Annotated in this window: 16 protein-coding genes and 1 pseudogene; 13 read left to right on the top strand and 4 right to left on the bottom strand. The window is 36.4% G+C overall.

Annotation, left to right across the window (positions count from 1 at the left end; all coding sequences use genetic code 11):
• Positions 1-89 precede the first annotated feature (89 nt).
• The 3 genes from OGM16_07365 to OGM16_07355 all read right to left on the bottom strand — a co-directional run bounded on the left by OGM16_07365 (position 90) and on the right by OGM16_07355 (position 5,572).
• Positions 90-2,630, bottom strand: a complete 2,541-nt coding sequence (locus tag OGM16_07365; protein UYJ48054.1) for a YfhO family protein — start codon at positions 2,628-2,630, stop codon at positions 90-92.
• 76 nt (positions 2,631-2,706) lie between these two features.
• Complete coding sequence (locus tag OGM16_07360; protein ID UYJ48053.1) at positions 2,707-4,110, bottom strand: hypothetical protein; 1,404 nt, start codon at positions 4,108-4,110, stop codon at positions 2,707-2,709.
• Positions 4,111-4,153: 43 nt separating this feature from the next.
• Complete coding sequence (locus OGM16_07355; GenBank protein UYJ48052.1) at positions 4,154-5,572, bottom strand: sugar transferase; 1,419 nt, start codon at positions 5,570-5,572, stop codon at positions 4,154-4,156.
• Between the two features lie 263 nt (positions 5,573-5,835).
• Between OGM16_07355 and OGM16_07350 the strand changes: the two genes are divergently transcribed.
• From OGM16_07350 to OGM16_07335, 4 genes are all read left to right on the top strand, one after another.
• Positions 5,836-6,108 carry a type II toxin-antitoxin system HicA family toxin gene (locus OGM16_07350; protein UYJ48051.1) on the top strand — a complete coding sequence of 91 codons (273 nt, stop codon included), beginning with the start codon at positions 5,836-5,838 and terminating at the stop codon, positions 6,106-6,108.
• Positions 6,109-6,319: 211 nt separating this feature from the next.
• Positions 6,320-6,802, top strand: a complete 483-nt coding sequence (locus tag OGM16_07345; GenBank protein ID UYJ48050.1) for a type II toxin-antitoxin system HicB family antitoxin — start codon at positions 6,320-6,322, stop codon at positions 6,800-6,802.
• A complete protein-coding gene (locus OGM16_07340) occupies positions 6,789-7,157 on the top strand; it encodes a hypothetical protein (protein UYJ48049.1) in 369 nt (122 codons plus the stop codon). The genes OGM16_07345 and OGM16_07340 overlap by 14 nt, the downstream gene beginning before the upstream one ends.
• A 76-nt stretch (positions 7,158-7,233) precedes the next feature.
• Positions 7,234-8,175 carry a tyrosine-type recombinase/integrase gene (locus tag OGM16_07335; GenBank protein UYJ48048.1) on the top strand — a complete coding sequence of 314 codons (942 nt, stop codon included), beginning with the start codon at positions 7,234-7,236 and terminating at the stop codon, positions 8,173-8,175.
• Between the two features lie 51 nt (positions 8,176-8,226).
• On the opposite strand, the pseudogene OGM16_07330 reads toward OGM16_07335, so the two are convergent.
• A pseudogene (locus OGM16_07330) lies at positions 8,227-8,970 on the bottom strand (PD-(D/E)XK nuclease domain-containing protein).
• On the opposite strand from OGM16_07330, the gene OGM16_07325 reads away from it, so the two are divergent.
• From OGM16_07325 to OGM16_07285, 9 genes are all read left to right on the top strand, one after another.
• Positions 8,967-9,683, top strand: coding sequence for a CDP-glycerol glycerophosphotransferase family protein (locus OGM16_07325; GenBank protein ID UYJ48047.1), 717 nt, complete (start codon positions 8,967-8,969; stop codon positions 9,681-9,683). The pseudogene OGM16_07330 and the gene OGM16_07325 sit on opposite strands and share 4 nt — an antisense overlap.
• A 15-nt stretch (positions 9,684-9,698) precedes the next feature.
• Positions 9,699-10,418, top strand: coding sequence for a 2-C-methyl-D-erythritol 4-phosphate cytidylyltransferase (locus OGM16_07320; GenBank protein UYJ48046.1), 720 nt, complete (start codon positions 9,699-9,701; stop codon positions 10,416-10,418).
• A 14-nt stretch (positions 10,419-10,432) separates the two neighbouring features.
• The gene (locus OGM16_07315) at positions 10,433-10,918 is read left to right on the top strand and encodes an RpiB/LacA/LacB family sugar-phosphate isomerase (GenBank protein ID UYJ48045.1); all 486 of its coding nucleotides are present in this window, start codon (positions 10,433-10,435) and stop codon (positions 10,916-10,918) included.
• Positions 10,919-10,938: 20 nt separating this feature from the next.
• Positions 10,939-12,645, top strand: a complete 1,707-nt coding sequence (locus OGM16_07310; protein UYJ48410.1) for a 1-deoxy-D-xylulose-5-phosphate synthase — start codon at positions 10,939-10,941, stop codon at positions 12,643-12,645.
• A gap of 256 nt (positions 12,646-12,901) precedes the next feature.
• Complete coding sequence (locus OGM16_07305) at positions 12,902-14,020, top strand: glycosyltransferase family 1 protein (protein UYJ48044.1); 1,119 nt, start codon at positions 12,902-12,904, stop codon at positions 14,018-14,020.
• Positions 14,017-14,904, top strand: coding sequence for a hypothetical protein (locus OGM16_07300; GenBank protein ID UYJ48043.1), 888 nt, complete (start codon positions 14,017-14,019; stop codon positions 14,902-14,904). Before OGM16_07305 ends, OGM16_07300 begins: the two co-directional genes overlap by 4 nt.
• An 89-nt stretch (positions 14,905-14,993) precedes the next feature.
• Positions 14,994-15,707, top strand: a complete 714-nt coding sequence (locus OGM16_07295; GenBank protein ID UYJ48042.1) for a glycosyltransferase — start codon at positions 14,994-14,996, stop codon at positions 15,705-15,707.
• A gap of 36 nt (positions 15,708-15,743) precedes the next feature.
• On the top strand, positions 15,744-17,144 hold the full coding sequence (locus OGM16_07290) for a polysaccharide biosynthesis C-terminal domain-containing protein (protein UYJ48041.1): 1,401 nt from the start codon (positions 15,744-15,746) through the stop codon (positions 17,142-17,144).
• Between the two features lie 5 nt (positions 17,145-17,149).
• Positions 17,150-18,397 (top strand): CDP-glycerol glycerophosphotransferase family protein, encoded by a 1,248-nt coding sequence (locus OGM16_07285; GenBank protein ID UYJ48040.1) that lies wholly within the window; start codon positions 17,150-17,152, stop codon positions 18,395-18,397.
• Positions 18,398-18,446: the final 49 nt, after the last annotated feature.

The following is an 18,446-nucleotide window of genomic DNA, read 5'->3' as shown; positions in this document are numbered from 1 at the left end:
CCGGCTTTTCCTTCGAACGTTTCCCTATAGTCGCACGCTTTGGATATGTGAACTTCTTTTCCCATATATAAAATATAACCTATCCAGCGTTATTTTTCAGTTATATTATTTTTTCTTTCCTTCCACCATATAACCGCCCATGCAGCTGCTCCGACAACAGAAAGACAGATTCCCGCCTTCAAGCCCGGAACATGATACCTCATCTCAATGGTATTTTCGCCATTTTCTAATGGTAAGGACATCATACAGTTACCAACCAGTTCCGGCTTTATCTTCTTCCCATTTACCTTAACAGACCATCCCTTATCATAAGGAACGGATAAATATAACCGGTCCAGATTCTGGGGATTCTTAACTGTTCCTGTAATAGAGCCATCCTGGATCAGCAAGCCATCTTCCCTTCTGTCCTGGATTTTTTGTATCACCTTTTCCAGCTCATTCAGATCAGTATAATAAAAGCAGGCACTTTCCACCCGGTTTTCCATATTGTCACCATCAATATGCACATGAGTAGAAGGTGCATCCGGCTGCTGAGGAATATATACAACTCTTGGACAGAGCCAGGTATTGTAAAGAGTCACATACTGATCATCTACATAGACCTTACCACCATCCTTATCCTTCATATTGAAATATCCATATACCGGATCATCCATATGCTTCACATCATAACCTACCGTATTGGAATCTGCCTTTGGCTCTGCCTCGATTCTTTTATTTACCTGTACATTTTGTCCTGACAAATAACTAAATAGCTGATTCTGGTACAAGAACTCATCCTTTTCCTCTGAATCCGGTAACATATTAGATGACTCATATGTAAATGCCACAGGCAATGCATAAGGGTTATAATACACAGACTTTCCATTTCCCGGTTCAATGTTCTCTAACTTTTTCAATCCAGGAATATCATAAGATGAAAGTACATACTTCACTCCCAGAATACTGTCTGCTCCCAAAACAGATGTATTTACAACATTCATAACATCTCCACCAATAGCATATCCCATCTGTTTCATAAAAAGGAGCTGATTTCGATCTGGATCTGAAGTATAACCGGAAATAGATTTATAATTGTATGCAATTCCCTCATTATAATTGGCAGTCAGTTTATTTCCATCTACATCTCTCGTGCTTGTTTGATTTATTCTGTAAAAGCCTCCATCCTGCTGCTGCAATTGGCCGATCAATTTCATCTCATCTTCCGCATATTGGGTAAAGTGTTCTACTCCACCATCTAAAGTCATGATCAGTTTAGCATTATAGACAAGTTCCGTAGATACAGTGACCGCCATCAAAAATATCACGATTCTTTTAACAGACACCCTTTTCGTCCAGAAAAGAATATCTGTAAAAAGCATTGTTGCAATAAAAGCAAGCACTGTCATATAGACATTAAACGGTTTTCCCAGCGGTTTCACATATTCCATAAAAAATAATACAAGAACCGCCACTGCTGTTGCCTTCCACATCAATGCCCTTGTATTCGTTTCCTGATCTTTAACAGAAAAAAATTCAGCAGCTATCACGATCAGCGTAATGATTCCAATATAAGAATACCGATACCAATAGCTTCCTACTACCTTCAACAGGCTAAATCCCCAGACAAACACCGGAATATAAAATAATGATAATACAAATACGATCAGTATACTGTGAAGAATTTTTTTATTTCTATCAATCTTTTTGCATAACATATAAGCTATACAGCCGATCACAGCCAAGCTTCCGCAATATAAAGAAACACTTCCATATTCACTTCTGGAACCCAATTCAAATCTCTGGATAAAAGAGAAAATATTTCCCCATCCATAGATCCCCAAAATAGGGATCCACTCTACATTGCCTTTTCCATCTGACATAGCCAGCGCTGCCGGAAGAAAAAGAAATGCCCCGATCATTAAAGCAGTTCCCATAGCAATACAATAGCGAACGATATGATCCACCATCTTTTTAATGTTTGATCTTTCAACAGGTGTTATAAGCAGCACCTCATACATAAACCAGATAACAGAGAACAGAAAATCAATAGCAGCGGAATACCAGTTAAACACCAAAGCAATTCCTGCTGCAGCCATAAGAAGTGCCTTTTTATTTTCATTTACAAGCTGGTGTACTCCCAATAAGATCAATGGGAGCATATACACGCCATCCAGCCACATAATATTACTTGCCTGTGCAATATTATACTGCATCATGCCATATCCCAGGGACAATGCCATTACGACTGCAATTTCAAGATTTTTAAAACGATTTCTTAAAAAAATACTGCAGGTCATAGAAGCCATAGACAATTTTAAAATTACTATTACAGTAAAAAATGCCTGCAGCTGATCTTTTCTAAAAAAAGCTACCAGAAGATTAAACGGAGAAGACAGATAATAGGCAAATACAGCTATATTATTTCCACCCAATGTCCGGTTAAAAGTATAGCCTATTTTTTGAGTTCCATTTAACACATCCTTTAAATATGCAAAAAAATCCAGATACTGGATCTGAGCATCCATGATCGCCATAGATCCCTTGCTTCCAAAAGGGACGATCCCCTTTAAATAGCATAAGACCACCATAGAAATGGATGTGATCATAAATACTGCGCTATATAATACTGTCTTTGTTTTCCTTGTCATTTGCAACCCTCTTTTTCATACCTGCTAAAAAGCACTGCAAAGCTAAACCCTTCAGTCTTGCCCGCAGTGCTTTTCTTTATACCACGATCACACCGATCACATCTATATTCACATTTTTAGCCAGTTCAATTTCCTGGGCAATAACAGAATATTTAGAATTTCCTCTCTCCTCTACCAGGATCACACCTTCTGCCTCAGCCAGCTTTCTGCGTGCAGATGCACTTTCCACCAGATTCCGCTCACATACGATCTGTGTCTGTGGAAGTGCTGCTTTCAGATGCCCACATACCTGTTCCATCTGCTTCTCAGATGCCAGACCTGTTACAAACAAAGCTTTCTTTCCCTCTGCATAGTTAGCAGCATTCGCCTCGATCATCTCATAGACCACAGCATCCGGCCAGATCTTATCACCACCGGCAAGACGACGCAGCCAGCTGTCAATAAAGCCAAATACCCGTTTCTCAGGAACAACAGAAAATGCCCCAAGACTCTTAATACGGAAACGATTAACGATCTCCTTATCAGAAGTAACCTTATCTCCCATGATATACATACCGGCTATCACGCATACAGAAACAAATCCACCTGCCAAAAATCCTAAAATCACATACTTCGCAAGTCCCTGTGAAGAACCGGCAACTGCATTTTCAGCTACTGGTTTTTCCAGACCATCCAGACTGGTCTTAAGATCTTTCTCAGATTTCTGAAGAATGGCTATATTATTACGTACAGACTGCTGCTGATCTAAAAGATCCTTATCTACCTGCTCACCGTTTGACTGGCCAAGAAGACGGATCACATGGGATTTCAGTTCAGCTGCAAATCTTCCATGCAGTTCCTCTGCCTGATTTAAAACAGCCTTCAAAACCTGTTCCGTATATTCACTATCAGCCCCAATAACCTCAATATGAAGAATGCCTCTTGCTGCAGCTGCATCCTGCATTGCAAACACAAAGCCTGCTTCACTGTTTTCATACGTCCCTAAACTGTTGCTTACACGGATCGTCTCTCTTACATAACGCTCCTGTGAATCTTTCATTTCCGCTATTTTCTGAATATAATCCCCATTCTCAAGGCCATATTCATACGCCTTTAAAAGACTTCCCATTCCTCGGTCTGTTATATCAGAAATTTCCACCAGTATATCCGCTGAAGAAAACGCCTCTTTATACGGATTGATCTGCATCAAAGGTGCCTCTGCAAGATAATGGTTCTGTTCATCCATACTGTTTTCCAGATTTTCAATGGACGTTTCTATAGCCAGTTTTTCCCTTTCATAATTGTCCAGTTCTTCCTGATAGCTTTCTGTCTGAGGCAGATCCGTCTGCTTTGCATTTTGTGCATTTCCCTTTACCGCCTTATATCCGCCTAAAAGGGCTGCGCCGATCACTGCTGCCAGAAGAAGGATCCGCCATCTGTATAACAATACAAATAATAAATCCTTCAGGTCGATCTCCTGTTCATAGTCCTCTGTGTACATTACGTTCTCCTTTAATATATATTTTCATAGTCACCGTTTTCTGTCATCTGGAACCTTTACCGGTAATAACAATTCCCACTGTCAGCAAAAGGATCTTAATATCCTTTAAAATGCTCCAGTTGTCAATATACTGCATATCAAGCTGCACTACTTCATCAAAATCCTTAATATCACTGCGGCCACTTACCTGCCATAAGCCAGTAAGTCCAGGAGTCATACTCAGACGGCACTTATGCTTTGCTTCATAACGCTCAAACTCATCCACGGTCGGCGGCCTTGTTCCCACCAGGCTCATATCACCTTTTAAAATATTCCAGAACTGCGGAAGCTCATCAATACTGGTCTTTCGGATAAATCTGCCCACTTTTGTAATGCGGGGGTCATTTTCCATCTTAAACATCAGGCCATGAACTTCATTCTTTGCCATCAGTTCCTTCTTGCGCTGTTCTGCATCCTGATACATAGAACGGAACTTATAAAACGTAAAACGGCGTCCATTCTTTCCAATACGGGTCTGCCCAAAAAATACTGGCCCCGGAGATTCCAATTTAATAGCCGGTGCAACAAGAATAGTAGCAACTCCAAGGATCACCATACCAACCAGCGCACCTGCAATATCCAACAACCGCTTCAGGATCAACTGCCTTGTAGAAATAACATTTCTGGCAAAAGTAACGACTGCATATTTTCCTACCTGGTTTAAATTCTTATTTCCATGGCTTAACAGATCAAAGGCATCAATATTTACATCTACAATAACGCCCATCTGCTCCAATTCAGAAACCCATTCCTTTAAAATATCACTCCTGATCCCATCTGTATAAGCAATAAATACTTCATCGATCTCATTATGGATCACATAATCCAGCAGCGTTTCTTTCGAAGCCACCACCGGATAACCCATAAACTCCATACCGGTTTCATCCTTATCCAGAAATACCAGGCCACTGAGCATACGGTTCCATTCCTTATAAGCGATCAGATTGTCGATCAATGCCCCTGCTTTGCCAGAGCTGGTCACAAGCAGCAGATGGCTACTGTATTTGCTGTATTTATAAACACGGGTCATATACTGCTTGAAGCAGATCCTTCCTATATACATAAGGATCGTATCAGATACAACAAAATAACAAAATACCAGTCTGGACAGCTCCGTACTTCTATGCATCGCATAAAGAAGGACGATCCAGCAAATAGACAATGCTATTTCCAGCCTGACTACACTTACCAGTTCATCAAAATAGCCTCTTCTGAAAAAGTGATGATTAAAATTTACAAATACGTTAATTAATATGTACAGCAGGCACATGGTCACTACCAGCCATACCTGGTCTCCATGCTGAAAGGCTCCATATAGTCTTCCATACCGGATCCCGAAAGCCAGAGCACCGCTGCACAAAATGCAGAAAATATCGATCAGCCAGATCAGCATATTTTCCATATTTCTTCGCTTTTGGTACATTCAACTCTTCTCCCCTGTTTTTCTATAACCTGCAGATTACGTCAAAACACCAAAATCTGCGTTAAACATGGGTATTATAACATATATCAGTCAAAAAGAAATGTATATTCCCTTAAATTTGTGTTTTTTTGAAATTAAATATTTCCAGATTTCCCAGATATTTTTCCTTTAAAAAATAATCTTGATTTAGTTTCCGATTCGTGCTACAATCATTGCAACTGAATATTAGTTGCAGTAATTATAAAGGTGGTGATCCATTGTAAATGTCTAAAAAAGATGACCTATTAAAAAAATTATGTCGAAAACCAAGTCCGAAAAACTTCACTACCAGAGAACTTGATGCATTGATGCGTCTGTGTGACTGTGAGAAATTTTCTGGCGGAAGAGGTTCTGGAATTGGTTTTGTACATAACAAAACCTTAAAAATACTACAATTTGACCAGCCTCATCCTGGAAATGAATTGTACCAATACCAGATCAAAAAAACGATACAATTCTTAAAGGATATTGAGGAGATAACAAATAATAATCCTTAAAACAATTTTATAGCTATAAACTGCTGCAGAACTCCCCATATGATCCGCAGCAGCACAATGATGAAATGATGATTCTATATAATACAAATGGCTATTTTCATTCATAAATGCTTTACAGTCCGAATATATTTTTAATACTAATAAATTTTTATTATATGATTTTGATGATTTTGACTGAAAACAGAATACACCATACATACGAGGTATAAATATGAGTTCGATGCTAGAATATAAAGGGTACCACGCATCTGTAGAATATGATGCAGAAGATAATATATTTGTGGGAGAAGTATTTGGCATTACTGATTCTTTAAATTTTCATGGTTCATCCGTAGAAGAATTAAAAGAGATGTTCCATCAATCTATTGACAATTACTTAAGTTTATGCGAAAAAATAGGGAAAAATCCTGACAAAGAATTTAAGGGAACTTTTAACATAAGAATATCCCCTGAAATGCATAAAAAAGCCGCATTAGAAGCTGCCAGGCAAAAAATAACTTTAAACCAATACATTACACAGGCAATCAAACAATCCTTTGAACCAAAAGAACCAACTAAAGAAATGATCATCTACATGCCATATGAATTGAAACAATCAATATGGCATGGGTATTCAGACACAAATCTTACATCACTATACAAAAATGAACCAACATGGTCAAAAAAGGAGAGTTTCAAATATGCAGGAAACTAATGCCAAAATTTTAAAACAACAAATCACGAATACTAATATTAATATATCACAGGACTTAACAAAAAAATTTGGATTGACTGTAAAATATCAGGCAGAATTAAGGCCCCCAAAAAATGAAGAAGAAAAAACCCTTCTGCTTAAAGTTAAATTAAATATTTCTTCTAAAGACGAAGCCCTTAAAATAGAATTAATTGCAAATATTATATTCGAATTAAGCTCCACTCCTGAAGATTATGATAAAATTGCAGAGGAATTTCTTGTTCCAATGGCTAGAGAATCTCTACTCAATTCTTTAGATGATATTTTAGTTTCCATGGGCTATGGAAAATTAGAATTAGCCGCCAAAATACGCTAAATATTTCATTACATCAAATAGTTCCTTTCCTTATTATAATGATTAAAAAACATTTCAATAAGGAAAGGACATTCTTATGATCTTCAATCTTGAACAACAACAGCTTTACACATCCAGATTTCTCAATGCTCTCTCTGTAGAACGTAATCTCTCCACTAAAACACTTCTGGCCTATCGCTGTGATATAAACGGCCTTCTGACCTGGTTTGATTCCCAAAATTTTACAAATATCAATGACTCTTCTATTTCTTCCTATTTTCTGTACTTACAAAAAGAACGCAGCCTGCAGGCAAAATCCATCCGCCGGAAATACGTCGCTTTAGGCCAATACTTCCATTTCTTAAAACTGGAATACAATATCAACGAAATCTTTTTCCGCTTTACATCCCGTAAATTCCACATCCCCAGAAATCTTCCAAAAACCTTAAGCAATCAGGAAATCAAAAACCTTATATCCGTTTCAGCAGCAGAATACCAGGATTCCATTTCCGACTACAAGCGCCGCCTGAACACCCGCAATATGTGTATCATCGAACTGCTCTTCTGCCTGGGACTTCGCATTGGCGAAGCCGCTTCCCTGAACCTGGATGACTACTGCCAGGAAGACTGTACTATCCTGATCCGCGGAAAAGGCAGCCGGGAACGGCTGTTATTCATCTCATCTCCCATTGTATGCCAGAAATTAAACCTGTGGATACAGACCCGTATGGAAATGTCCCCCACTACCACTGCCCTCTTTATCAACCGGTATGGAAATCGCCTGAGCATCTACAGCATCGAAAACATATTTTATAAATACCGCGACCTGTCCAATATCAACCCAAATGCCACACCCCACTATCTGAGACACAGCTTTGCAACCCAGCTTTTAAACAATGGCGCCGGTATACGGGATGTCCAGGAATTGCTGGGACACAGCAGTATTGTCACCACTCAGATCTATACAGAAATCTCCACTGCGCGAAAAAAAGAAGTCTTGATGAAATATAACGGACGGAACCGATTGGGGATGGAATAAACATAATCCCACTGGCATACTGTATATCTTTTGCCAGTGGGATTTCACTTATTACTCTTCTTTTTCGTATTTTTCTATCAGACACTGATGTTCTTTATTATCCTTATCATAATTAATTCCTACAAGCAATATGTTGCCTGTATAATTCAAAATAGATAATGGATACTTACGTTCTTTGATCTGCTGCATCGCAGTCTGCACCTTCTTATTCCATTTCAACTCAACAACTAATGCAGGATAGTCACCTCTATACTCTGGCTTAGGCAAAAAAACAAAATCTGCAAAACCTCGCCCTGCTGGCAGCTCACGAATCGGCTTAAAATAATACTGCATTGTACTCAGGTAAGCAATCGTTAAAACACTGCTCAGGGAATTTTCATTGTGATACTGAATAATTGAAACATACTCACCATGAATTTTTTCAAGCTGTCTTGCAACTGTATCTTCATCCATATTCAATGTAGCATCCAGTAAATTTTCTGATTCTTTCCAAAATCCCAGCATCTCACTCCACGCTTTGCTTTCTACTGCAATCGTCAATTCCTGTCGTATTTCTTCATTCGGTACAAACGCCATTTTCCTGGTTTGATCATATCCTAAATAACCTAAATGGATCATATACGTCAATACGTCATCTTTACTTTGAATATTTAATATATCATTTTTAAACGTTGCAGTATTCACTTTCACTGCTGCACCAGAAAGCATCTCTATAATAGCTGTTTTCAAACCGTCATAATCCATATTAATAAGAGGTACAATCGCCTCATAAGAAGCAGTTTCAGACCAATATGTCATCGCATTATTTTGATGATATTGCAAAAAAGTATTATGGAGTTAAAGAAGAAAATATCGCCATATGTGGACAACCTCGTACGGATGTTATGTTTAAGAATAACCCTATATATAAGGAACTAAAAAAATACAAAAAAATTGTTATTTGGATGCCGACATTTCGAAAATCAACACTTATGGGATATTCGAATACTTCTAGAGATTTGGTAATTCCCATACTTAATAGTGATGATTTTAAAGATATAAATGATTGGCTTGGAAAAAAAGGGGTATGTGTATTAGTTAAGCTACACCCTATGCAAGATATTTCTTCTTTTGAGAACCTCAATTTAAGTAATCTATACTTATTAAGCCATCTGGAATTTGTTGCCAAAGGATGGGATTTATATAGACTTATTGGTCAGAGTGATGCTTTAATTACGGATTACTCTTCTGTATTTTATGATTTTATGCTTCTTAATCGTCCTATGGCATTCACCGTGGATGATTATGATGACTACAAAGATAACAGAGGATTCGCTGTACAAGATCCTGATTATCTCACACCCGGTTATAAGATTAAAACCAAAGCAGATTTTAAGAACTTTATTGTTGACATAGAGAATGGCATAGATAAATTTGAAGAACCAAGAAAAGAAGTTAATAAATTAGTCAATACATTTAATGATGGAAAACAATGCGAAAGAGTACTTGCATTGTCCAAAATAGAGTGAATGAGAGGGATATTTATGAAAAATATTGCTTTAATTATTGCTGGAGGCGTTGGCGCTAGAATGCATCAGGACATTCCTAAGCAGTTTATACATGTGCATGATAAGCCTGTTATCGTTTATACACTTGAACAGTTTCAAAAACATCCGAACATTGATGCTATTGAGGTTGTATGTCTTGATGGATGGCATGATATCCTACGTGCATATGCAAAACAGTTTGGCATTACTAAACTTGAAAATATTGTTAGTGGCGGTGAAACAGGACTTCAGTCGATTCGAAAAGGTCTTTATGATCTGCAAAAAAGATATCATGATGATGATGACATTGTCCTAATTCATGACGCAATTAGACCAATGGTTAGCCCTGATATTATTTCTGACAATATTCGTGTTTGTCGTGAAAAGGGAAATGCAATTACTGTTGTACCTTGCACTTCTGTAATGCTGAAAACAATGGATAGTATTACATCAAACGATCAAGTTCCTAGAGATAATTTAAAGATTACACAAACGCCACAGACTTTTTATTTGAATGATATTTTAGCGGCTCACAAAGAAGCAATTGAAAAAGGAATAAATGACTCAATTGCATCATGCTCTTTGTATGTTGAATTGGGACGTGAGTTATATCTGTCTCTTGGAGAGGAGAAAAATATAAAGCTTACAACATCAGAAGATATTGAAATATTTACAGCTTTACTTGAATCCTCACGACCGGAATGGTTACGAAAGTAAAGGAGAACATAAAAATGAAGATTGCATTTGGATGCGATAAAAATGGGTTGGAATATAAAAACAAGTTAATTGAACATGCAAAAAAAATAGGGATTGAAGTAATTGATGTAGGCACAAAGGAATATATACCATGTGATAGTCCGTACTTTGCTGCTAAAGTTGGCAAACTAGTTTCCTCAGGAGAGTGTGACTATGGCATTTTGATATGTGGCACTGGGACTGGAATTGCGATAGCTGCTAATAAAATTAAAGGAGCGATGTGCGGAGTTGGGTATAGTGATGAAGAAACAAGGTTGATGAGAGAACATAATGATGCAAATATTATTGCCTTTGGTCAAGATCATATGGGTTACAAGGATGTTCAGAAGAGATTTGATATTTTTGTGTCTACTCCATTCAGTGGTTTAAAACATCAGGCCGCTAGAATACAACAAATTAAAGATATTGAAGAAGGAAAAGAAATTGAATTAACGCCAATTCTAAATCCGAATTGGAAATAACGGTAATGGAGGATAATGAGATGATTCTCGAGAGAATTAACGGGCCCGCAGACATTAAAAAGCTTGAAACAAATCAGTTAAATGTATTAGCCAAAGAAATGAGAAATGCGTTAATCAAAAAAACTAGTGCATGTGGTGGTCATTTAGCTTCCAACCTTGGCATTGTAGAGATAACCATTGGCCTGCATCGAGTTTTTGATGCACCTAATGACAAGATTATATATGATGTATCACATCAGACATATTGTCATAAGATGCTGACTGGCAGAAAAGACGCATTTCTTTATCCAGATAAATATGAGGACGTTTGCGGATATAGTAATCCTAATGAAAGTGAATATGATCTCTTTAATATAGGTCATACATCTACATCTATCAGTTTAGCATGTGGAATTGCAAAAGCTCGTGATTTAACTGATGGCAGAGAGAATGTCATTGCTGTAATTGGTGATGCTTCTCTTGACGGAGGTCAAGCATTTGAAGCATTGAATTATGGGGCAGAGATGGGAAGTGGATTGATCATCGTAGTAAATGATAACGACATGTCTATTCCCGAAAATCATGGTATACTCAACAATCGTCTCAACGCATTAAAAGATAACAATGGAAACATAGAGGATAATTATTTCAAGTCTCTTGGTTATGAATATATTTTTGTTGAAGATGGTCATGATATATGTTCTGTGATTTCTGCATTTGAAAAGGTTAAGGGAACAGACCATCCAGTTGTAGTTCATATCCGTACTCAAAAAGGAAAGGGATACAGTTTTGCTGAAAACAATAGTGAGAAATGGCATTGGGCCCATCCCTTTAACGTTGAGTCAGGCGAATTTACAAGTAATGTACCTACAGAAAACTACGGAAAAATTGCGTCGGAGTTTTTACTTAATAAGATAAAAAAAGATCCTAGTGTGGTTGTTGTTGCAGCTTCTACACCTTTATGTATTGGCTTTAATGAATCTAATAGAAAAAAAGCTGGTAAGCAATTTATAGATGTAGGAATTGCTGAACAAAATGCAATCTCGTTTAGCACAGGTTTAGTAAAGAATGGATGTAAACCTGTTTTTGCAACAAATAGTACATTTTATCAGCGTGCATACGACCAGATTGAACAGGAAATGTGTATTAGCAAGTGTGCAGTGACAATGATTGTAACGCACGCTTCTGTTTTTGGTCATGCTAATGATACACATCATGGTCTTTTAGATATAGCTTTACTTGGAAATATACCAGGACTTGTTTATCTTGCACCTACAAATAAGGAAGAATATATTGCTATGATGGAGTGGAGCATTGAACAGAATCAAACTCCGGTGGCTATTAGAGTGCCTTGGACTGGTGTTAATCACACGAATAAAGAAGTTGATTCTGATTATAGCCGAACAAAATATTTGATTAATGAAAATGGTTCTAAAGTTGCAATTTTGGCTTTAGGTGGTTTTTATCAGATTGGAGAAAAAGCGGCAAAACTGTACAAACAAAGAACAGGAATTCAGCCAACTTTAATTAATCCAAGATTTATAACCGGTATTGATAACAATACATTAGATTCTTTGTCCGCGAAGCATGATATAGTTGTCACCATCGAGGATGGGATTATCAGTGGGGGATTTGGTGCAAGAATCTCACAGTATTATTCTGCTAGTTCGACTAAAGTTATGAACTTTGGCTTTTCAATGGATATCCCTAACAGATACGTACCGACTGAATTAATGGAATGGCTTTAAAGACACTGGCGTTAAATCCACAGGCCGAGATGAAGCGATATGTGTTAGACAAGCACTATAGCCGGAAACATGGACCTAATGCGTATTATGGACAAAGTCAATATTTTCAGTGCGAATAATTAAGCTCGAGAGTTTGAATATGAAAAGTATCGACATCTGATAAGCAAATCCAAATTTGATACCGAAAAGAGAATTACAGAACACGAACTAAATTATATGAGTTAAGGAAATACGCATTCCTAGAATGGGGAGATTTATGGTACGTATTTTAGTGGTAATCACAACTTCATTTGTCCCTTATGGTGGTTTAGCATCTGTTATGATGAATTTCTATAGAGCAATTGATAAAACAAGATTCCATATTGACTTTGCGTCAACAAATTTAGAACTGAATCCAAAGCTTGCACTTGAGTTGAAACAGAACGGTTCAAAGTATTATGGTTTAGGAAACAGAAAGAAGTTTATAATCAATTATGCCAAAAGTTTGGATAGAGTACTTAAAAATGGCAAGTATGATGTGATTCATGTCAATTCAAACAGTGCAACTGCCACACTTGAATTATTGGTGGCATATAAAAATGGTATCCAGAAAAGGATAGTTCATAATCACACAAGCATATGTGATCATAAAATATTGAATAATCTACTGAAACCTGTGTTTAATAAACTTTATACAGATGCTGTAGCATGTTCAGACAAAGCAGGGAAATGGTTGTTTACCAATAATAACTTCCGTGTATTGAATAATGGGATAAATGCAGATAAATTCGCATTTAATGCAAGCAATCGGACATTTGTAAGAGATAAATACCATATTGATGATTCTAAAGTTGTTTTAGGGCATGTCGGAAAAATATACAAGCCCAAGAACCATCTGTACCTAATTAATGTGTTTAACCAATACCTAAAAAGGAACAATAATGCAATTCTTCTTCTGGTTGGGGATGGGGTTATGCGAAAAAAGGTTGAAACTGAAGTGAAATCTCTTGGCATAGAATGCAATGTCATTTTCGCAGGTATGCAGACAAATGTAGAAGCGTATCTATCAGCTATGGATTATTTTGTATTTCCGTCTATCTGGGAAGGCATGCCTCTTTCGGTAATTGAAGCACAGGCCGCAGGACTGAACTGCTTTATTTCAGACACCATTGATTCAGATGTTATTGTGACCAAAGATGTGACGTCTCTGCCAATTATTGAAGTGGATGAAGTATGGAGTTCAGTTATACCAACAAATTTGCCGGAAAATAGAGAAGCGAGATCAAAAGAGAATATTGCAAGAATTAAAGAAGCATTTTTTGACAGCAATGCATGTTGCAAGGTGCTTGAAAAAATTTATTTGAAACCATCCAAAGAGGAAAAGGAATGGTCATGAAAATTAAGGATGTTTTTACAACAAAATATGGCGAGTGGCAAGTTTACTATAGTGTAGCGGGTGGTGCATGGACTACACTGCACGGCTCAAAGGGATATTGGTATGCAGACCCAACTTTGATCAGTTATCAAGAAAACATATATTTGTTTACAGAGGCATTTCAGAATAGTAGTCAAATAGGAAGAATTGCAGTTTCAAAACTAAATAATGGAGTCTTCTCTAAACCTGAAATTATCATAAATAAACCATATCATCTATCATATCCATGTGTATTCGAATATGAGAACAGAGTTTATATGCTTCCAGAAACTTCACAGAATCGAACACTGGAATTGTATGTTGCAGAGGATGACAGCCTATTGGACTGGAGGCAGATTAAGGTCATCTGCGAGAATATAAATTGCGTTGATACAACTGTGTTTGTAAATGAACAAGATGTGTATCTTATTTCCTATTTTCAGGAACCTAATAACTATAGTACAGTGGTTTATAAGCTGAATATGATCAATTATAGTATCGCTGAAGTGTTTAGGAAGAGTGATCGTCTGAATATCTCAAGACCTGCTGGGAAAGTTTTTATGAATAAAGAATCTAACGAGTTTTATAGACCTGTTCAATCTAACGAGAATTGCTATGGCGAAAAGATGAGAATATTAAAGATTAATCCTAATATGAATGATTGGATGGGTGTTGAAGATAAACAAATCAGCATTGAAGACTTACACATTAACTTAATAAGAAGAACACATACATTTAATTCGGTTAATGATATCATCGTCGTAGATGGATTGATAGAACATAAAACACTTATGGCACCATACTTTGTTATTAAACGAAAACTGCATAATTTGAAATTCAAGATGCGGAACGATAAAAAAATTTGAAAGTAATTGAGTATCAAGATTGTAAAATAGTTTGAATACACGATTCTACAATTAAGGATTGATAAAATAATTCAGGGAGATAATTCAATATGATTCCTAAGACGATACATTATTGTTGGTTTGGTGGCAATTCTATGCCAGGTAATTTTCAGAACTATATAAAATCTTGGTCAGCCAAATGTCCAGACTATAAAATACAGCTTTGGAACGAAGATAATTATGACATAGAATGTCATCCGTTTATGAAAGCTGCATATAAAGCGAAAGCATGGGCCTTTGTATCTGACTATGTTCGTCTTGATATAGTATATCGGTATGGTGGAATATATCTTGATACGGATGTAGAACTTTTGCGGAATCTGGATTCCTTATTAATTAATAAATGTTATATAGGCATTGAGCAGCATGGAATGAGGATTAACACTGGATTAGGCTTTGGGGCCGAATGCTCAAATCCTGTATTAAAAAAATTGCTTGATGTCTATGATAATATTGAATTTGATAAGGAAAGACTTTATGACATTGAATGTCCAAAATTAAATGATGCAGTCATCAGAACTATAGGCGATATAAGTTATGACGAAATTACCTATTTCGATAATGTAACTGTTTATCCTGCGAAATATTTTGATCCTATTTCAACAGGAAAAACTAAGAATATGTTATGTGATGAGACATATTCTATCCACCATTATGCCGCTTCCTGGATGCCGGGACCTACAAGGTTTAAAAGAAGTCTGATTACATTCATCGGTGAAGAAAATTATTTTAAAATTAAAAAAATATTCGGAAGGACCATGTAATAACATATGTCCAGCATAAAGGAAAAATATAAATATTTGGGGAAGAATACACTGATATTTGCTATAAGTTCATTCAGTACAAAGTTTCTTTCTTTTCTACTGGTACCGTTATATACATCATTTTTATCTACTGCTGAATATGGAAAGATTGATCTGATTACAACTACTAGCACTCTTCTGGTTTATGTACTGACCATAAATATAGCAGATTCTGTGCTGCGTTTTACAATAGAAAATGTTAAGGAATCTGAAAAAATTCTGGCAGTAGGGTTAAAAACGCTTACTATTGGCTCATGCATATGTGCCTGTCTGCTTATGACAACATATTTGGTCAGAGTATTAGATTGGAATGCAATAGATTATTTCTATATCTTTCTGTTTTTCTTTTTCACTGCATTATATCAGATAATGACGAACTATCTGAGAGGAAGGGATAAGATTCGAGAGGTTGCAACTGCTGGTATCATATCCGCTGTGGCAATTATTGTCAGCAACATTCTTCTCCTCTTGGTTTTTAAAATTGGTATAGACGGATATTTAATCTCGATGATTACCGGACCAGCAATAGCATCGGTATTCTGCTTATTTTGTGGCGGAAAATTGCCAGAAATTAAACACATTTTTCTGAACAGAGATAAGTTTATAAAGGCGGAGATGTTCGCATATTGCATTCCGCTGATTTTTAACAATATCGCTCTCTGGGTTAATGGATCGTTGGATAAGTATTTCGTAACCGGATTATGTGGCATCTCTGAAAACGGTATTTATTCCATTGCTAGTAAAATTCCACACATTCTTGATGCGTGTATTATTGTTTTTAGCCAGGCGTGGAATCTTTCGGCAATAAAAGAGTTTGACTCGCAAGATAAAGATGGTTTCTTTTCAAAGACCTTTAATATCTATGGCTTTTTAATGGCAGCAACATGTTCAGCGATAATATTGATGAATATTCCATTGGCTAAGTTTTTGTATAATAAGGAGTTCTTTGCTGCATGGCAGTATTCATCTATTCTGCTGATAGCGACCATGTTTAATACACTTACTGCATTTATTGGAAGTGTATTTTCAGCTGTTAAAAAGACAAAAATTATTGCAATCACAACAGTAACATCCGCATTGGTCAATACCATATTGAATGCCTGTTTGATACCGCTATTTGGAGCATATGGTGCAGCAATAGCCACAGTTATCGCTTATATCACAATGTATACAATCAGACTTGTTGTCCTTCAGGATGTCATAAAGCTACAGACAAATTGGGGTGAAAATATCCTTACATATATGCTTTTATTTTTGCAAGTTATTTTTGAACACATGGATAGACATTTCTATATTGGACAGATTATTTGTTTGATTTCAATATGTTTGATTAATTACAGATTGATGCAAACTATGATTGAGATGTTAAAAAACAGAATCTTACAGCGAAGGAGTTAATCTTATTGAATCCTATAAAATATTTGAAAAAAAAAGGCTTTAAAAGAGCAATTAAGGTGATATGGCAATATAAGATTGATATTTTATTTCAAATGTTACTGAAAATATTATGTAAAAATAGAAGTCTGCTAAATTGCATTGTTATAGAAAGCCATAATGATTTTGACTCTAATGGTGGGGCTTTTTATGATTACCTTATTGACAAAAATCTAAATGAGCAGTACAGGATTATTTGGTTGCTTCGGAATAAGGCACCTAAACATCTGCCAAAGAATGTACAATGCTTCAACATATATACTCCAAGTATCAGAAAAGACTATTATATTGTTAATTCAAAGTTCATACTTACATGCCAGGATTCAATCGGAATCTTTAGGGAAGGGCAGAGGGCATATTATTTAACACACGGTGCAATGGCGCTTAAGAACACGAAAGGGAATATTTCGGTTCCTAAAACTATATCGTACATCCTCGCGCCGTCTGAGTATCTTCTGCCAATCCAAGCGGATTTGTTATCAATTAGTTATCCTAATGAAAAGCAGATTATTCTTGGCTATCCTTGTCATGATGTACTGCATAATATCAAGCATGGAGATGGCGATCTTAAGAAGCTAACAGGAAGAAAAAGTAGCTTTAATGTGGAACAAGAATCAAATCAAAAATTTGAAAAAGTAATCATCTGGATGCCTACATTTAGAAAATTGCGGTCAGGGGAGAGGATAGATTCAAATGTTGAACTTACAATGGGTGTGCCAATATTAAAGAATAATGAGGATTTTTGTAAACTTGATGAAAAGCTAGCAAGTAAGAAAGTGTTGCTAGTTATTAAGATTCATCCGATGCAGGATACATCAAAAATTAGAATTAGGTCTACGAACAATATTGTTGTTTTGGATGGTAATACAGTAAAAGAATTGGGTATCGATAATTATAGATTGATGGTCGATACTGATGCAATGATTACAGATTATTCATCATCTGGAACAGATTATCTTCAGACTCAAAATCCACTTGCATATACATTAAGTGATATGAATGAATATAAGCTTGGGTTTATCGTAGAGAATATTCACGAATTGATGCCTGGTAAAAAAATCTATTCTCTCAATGATCTATTGATATTTATTGATGATGTTGTAGATGGTAGAGATAAGTATGTTAAAGAGAGGAGAGTTGCTCTTGAAAAAATGTTTAAGTACCATGATGGTAGAAGTTGCCAACGATTGGCTGAACATATGGGGATTAACAAATGACGGAGGATTTTGTAAATAATCTCTAGATAAAATATTAAAGACTTAAGAG

This window comes from Lachnospiraceae bacterium, from assembly GCA_025758065.1.
GTDB lineage: Bacteria > Bacillota > Clostridia > Lachnospirales > Lachnospiraceae > Enterocloster.
Note: the sequence above shows the minus strand (reverse complement) of the source record. Positions and strands in the feature narration are given on the sequence as shown.

What these genes read in the sequence shown, in the direction of transcription:
- OGM16_07365 (UYJ48054.1), bottom strand. Translation starts at nt 2,630, where the DNA reads ATGACAAGGAAAACAAAGACAGTATTATATAGCGCAGTATTTATGATC.
- OGM16_07360 (UYJ48053.1), bottom strand. Translation starts at nt 4,110, where the DNA reads ATGTACACAGAGGACTATGAACAGGAGATCGACCTGAAGGATTTATTA.
- OGM16_07355 (UYJ48052.1), bottom strand. Translation starts at nt 5,572, where the DNA reads ATGTACCAAAAGCGAAGAAATATGGAAAATATGCTGATCTGGCTGATC.
- OGM16_07350 (UYJ48051.1), top strand. Translation starts at nt 5,836, where the DNA reads ATGTCTAAAAAAGATGACCTATTAAAAAAATTATGTCGAAAACCAAGT.
- OGM16_07345 (UYJ48050.1), top strand. Translation starts at nt 6,320, where the DNA reads ATGAGTTCGATGCTAGAATATAAAGGGTACCACGCATCTGTAGAATAT.
- OGM16_07340 (UYJ48049.1), top strand. Translation starts at nt 6,789, where the DNA reads ATGCAGGAAACTAATGCCAAAATTTTAAAACAACAAATCACGAATACT.
- OGM16_07335 (UYJ48048.1), top strand. Translation starts at nt 7,234, where the DNA reads ATGATCTTCAATCTTGAACAACAACAGCTTTACACATCCAGATTTCTC.
- OGM16_07325 (UYJ48047.1), top strand. Translation starts at nt 8,967, where the DNA reads ATGTCATCGCATTATTTTGATGATATTGCAAAAAAGTATTATGGAGTT.
- OGM16_07320 (UYJ48046.1), top strand. Translation starts at nt 9,699, where the DNA reads ATGAAAAATATTGCTTTAATTATTGCTGGAGGCGTTGGCGCTAGAATG.
- OGM16_07315 (UYJ48045.1), top strand. Translation starts at nt 10,433, where the DNA reads ATGAAGATTGCATTTGGATGCGATAAAAATGGGTTGGAATATAAAAAC.
- OGM16_07310 (UYJ48410.1), top strand. Translation starts at nt 10,939, where the DNA reads ATGATTCTCGAGAGAATTAACGGGCCCGCAGACATTAAAAAGCTTGAA.
- OGM16_07305 (UYJ48044.1), top strand. Translation starts at nt 12,902, where the DNA reads ATGGTACGTATTTTAGTGGTAATCACAACTTCATTTGTCCCTTATGGT.
- OGM16_07300 (UYJ48043.1), top strand. Translation starts at nt 14,017, where the DNA reads ATGAAAATTAAGGATGTTTTTACAACAAAATATGGCGAGTGGCAAGTT.
- OGM16_07295 (UYJ48042.1), top strand. Translation starts at nt 14,994, where the DNA reads ATGATTCCTAAGACGATACATTATTGTTGGTTTGGTGGCAATTCTATG.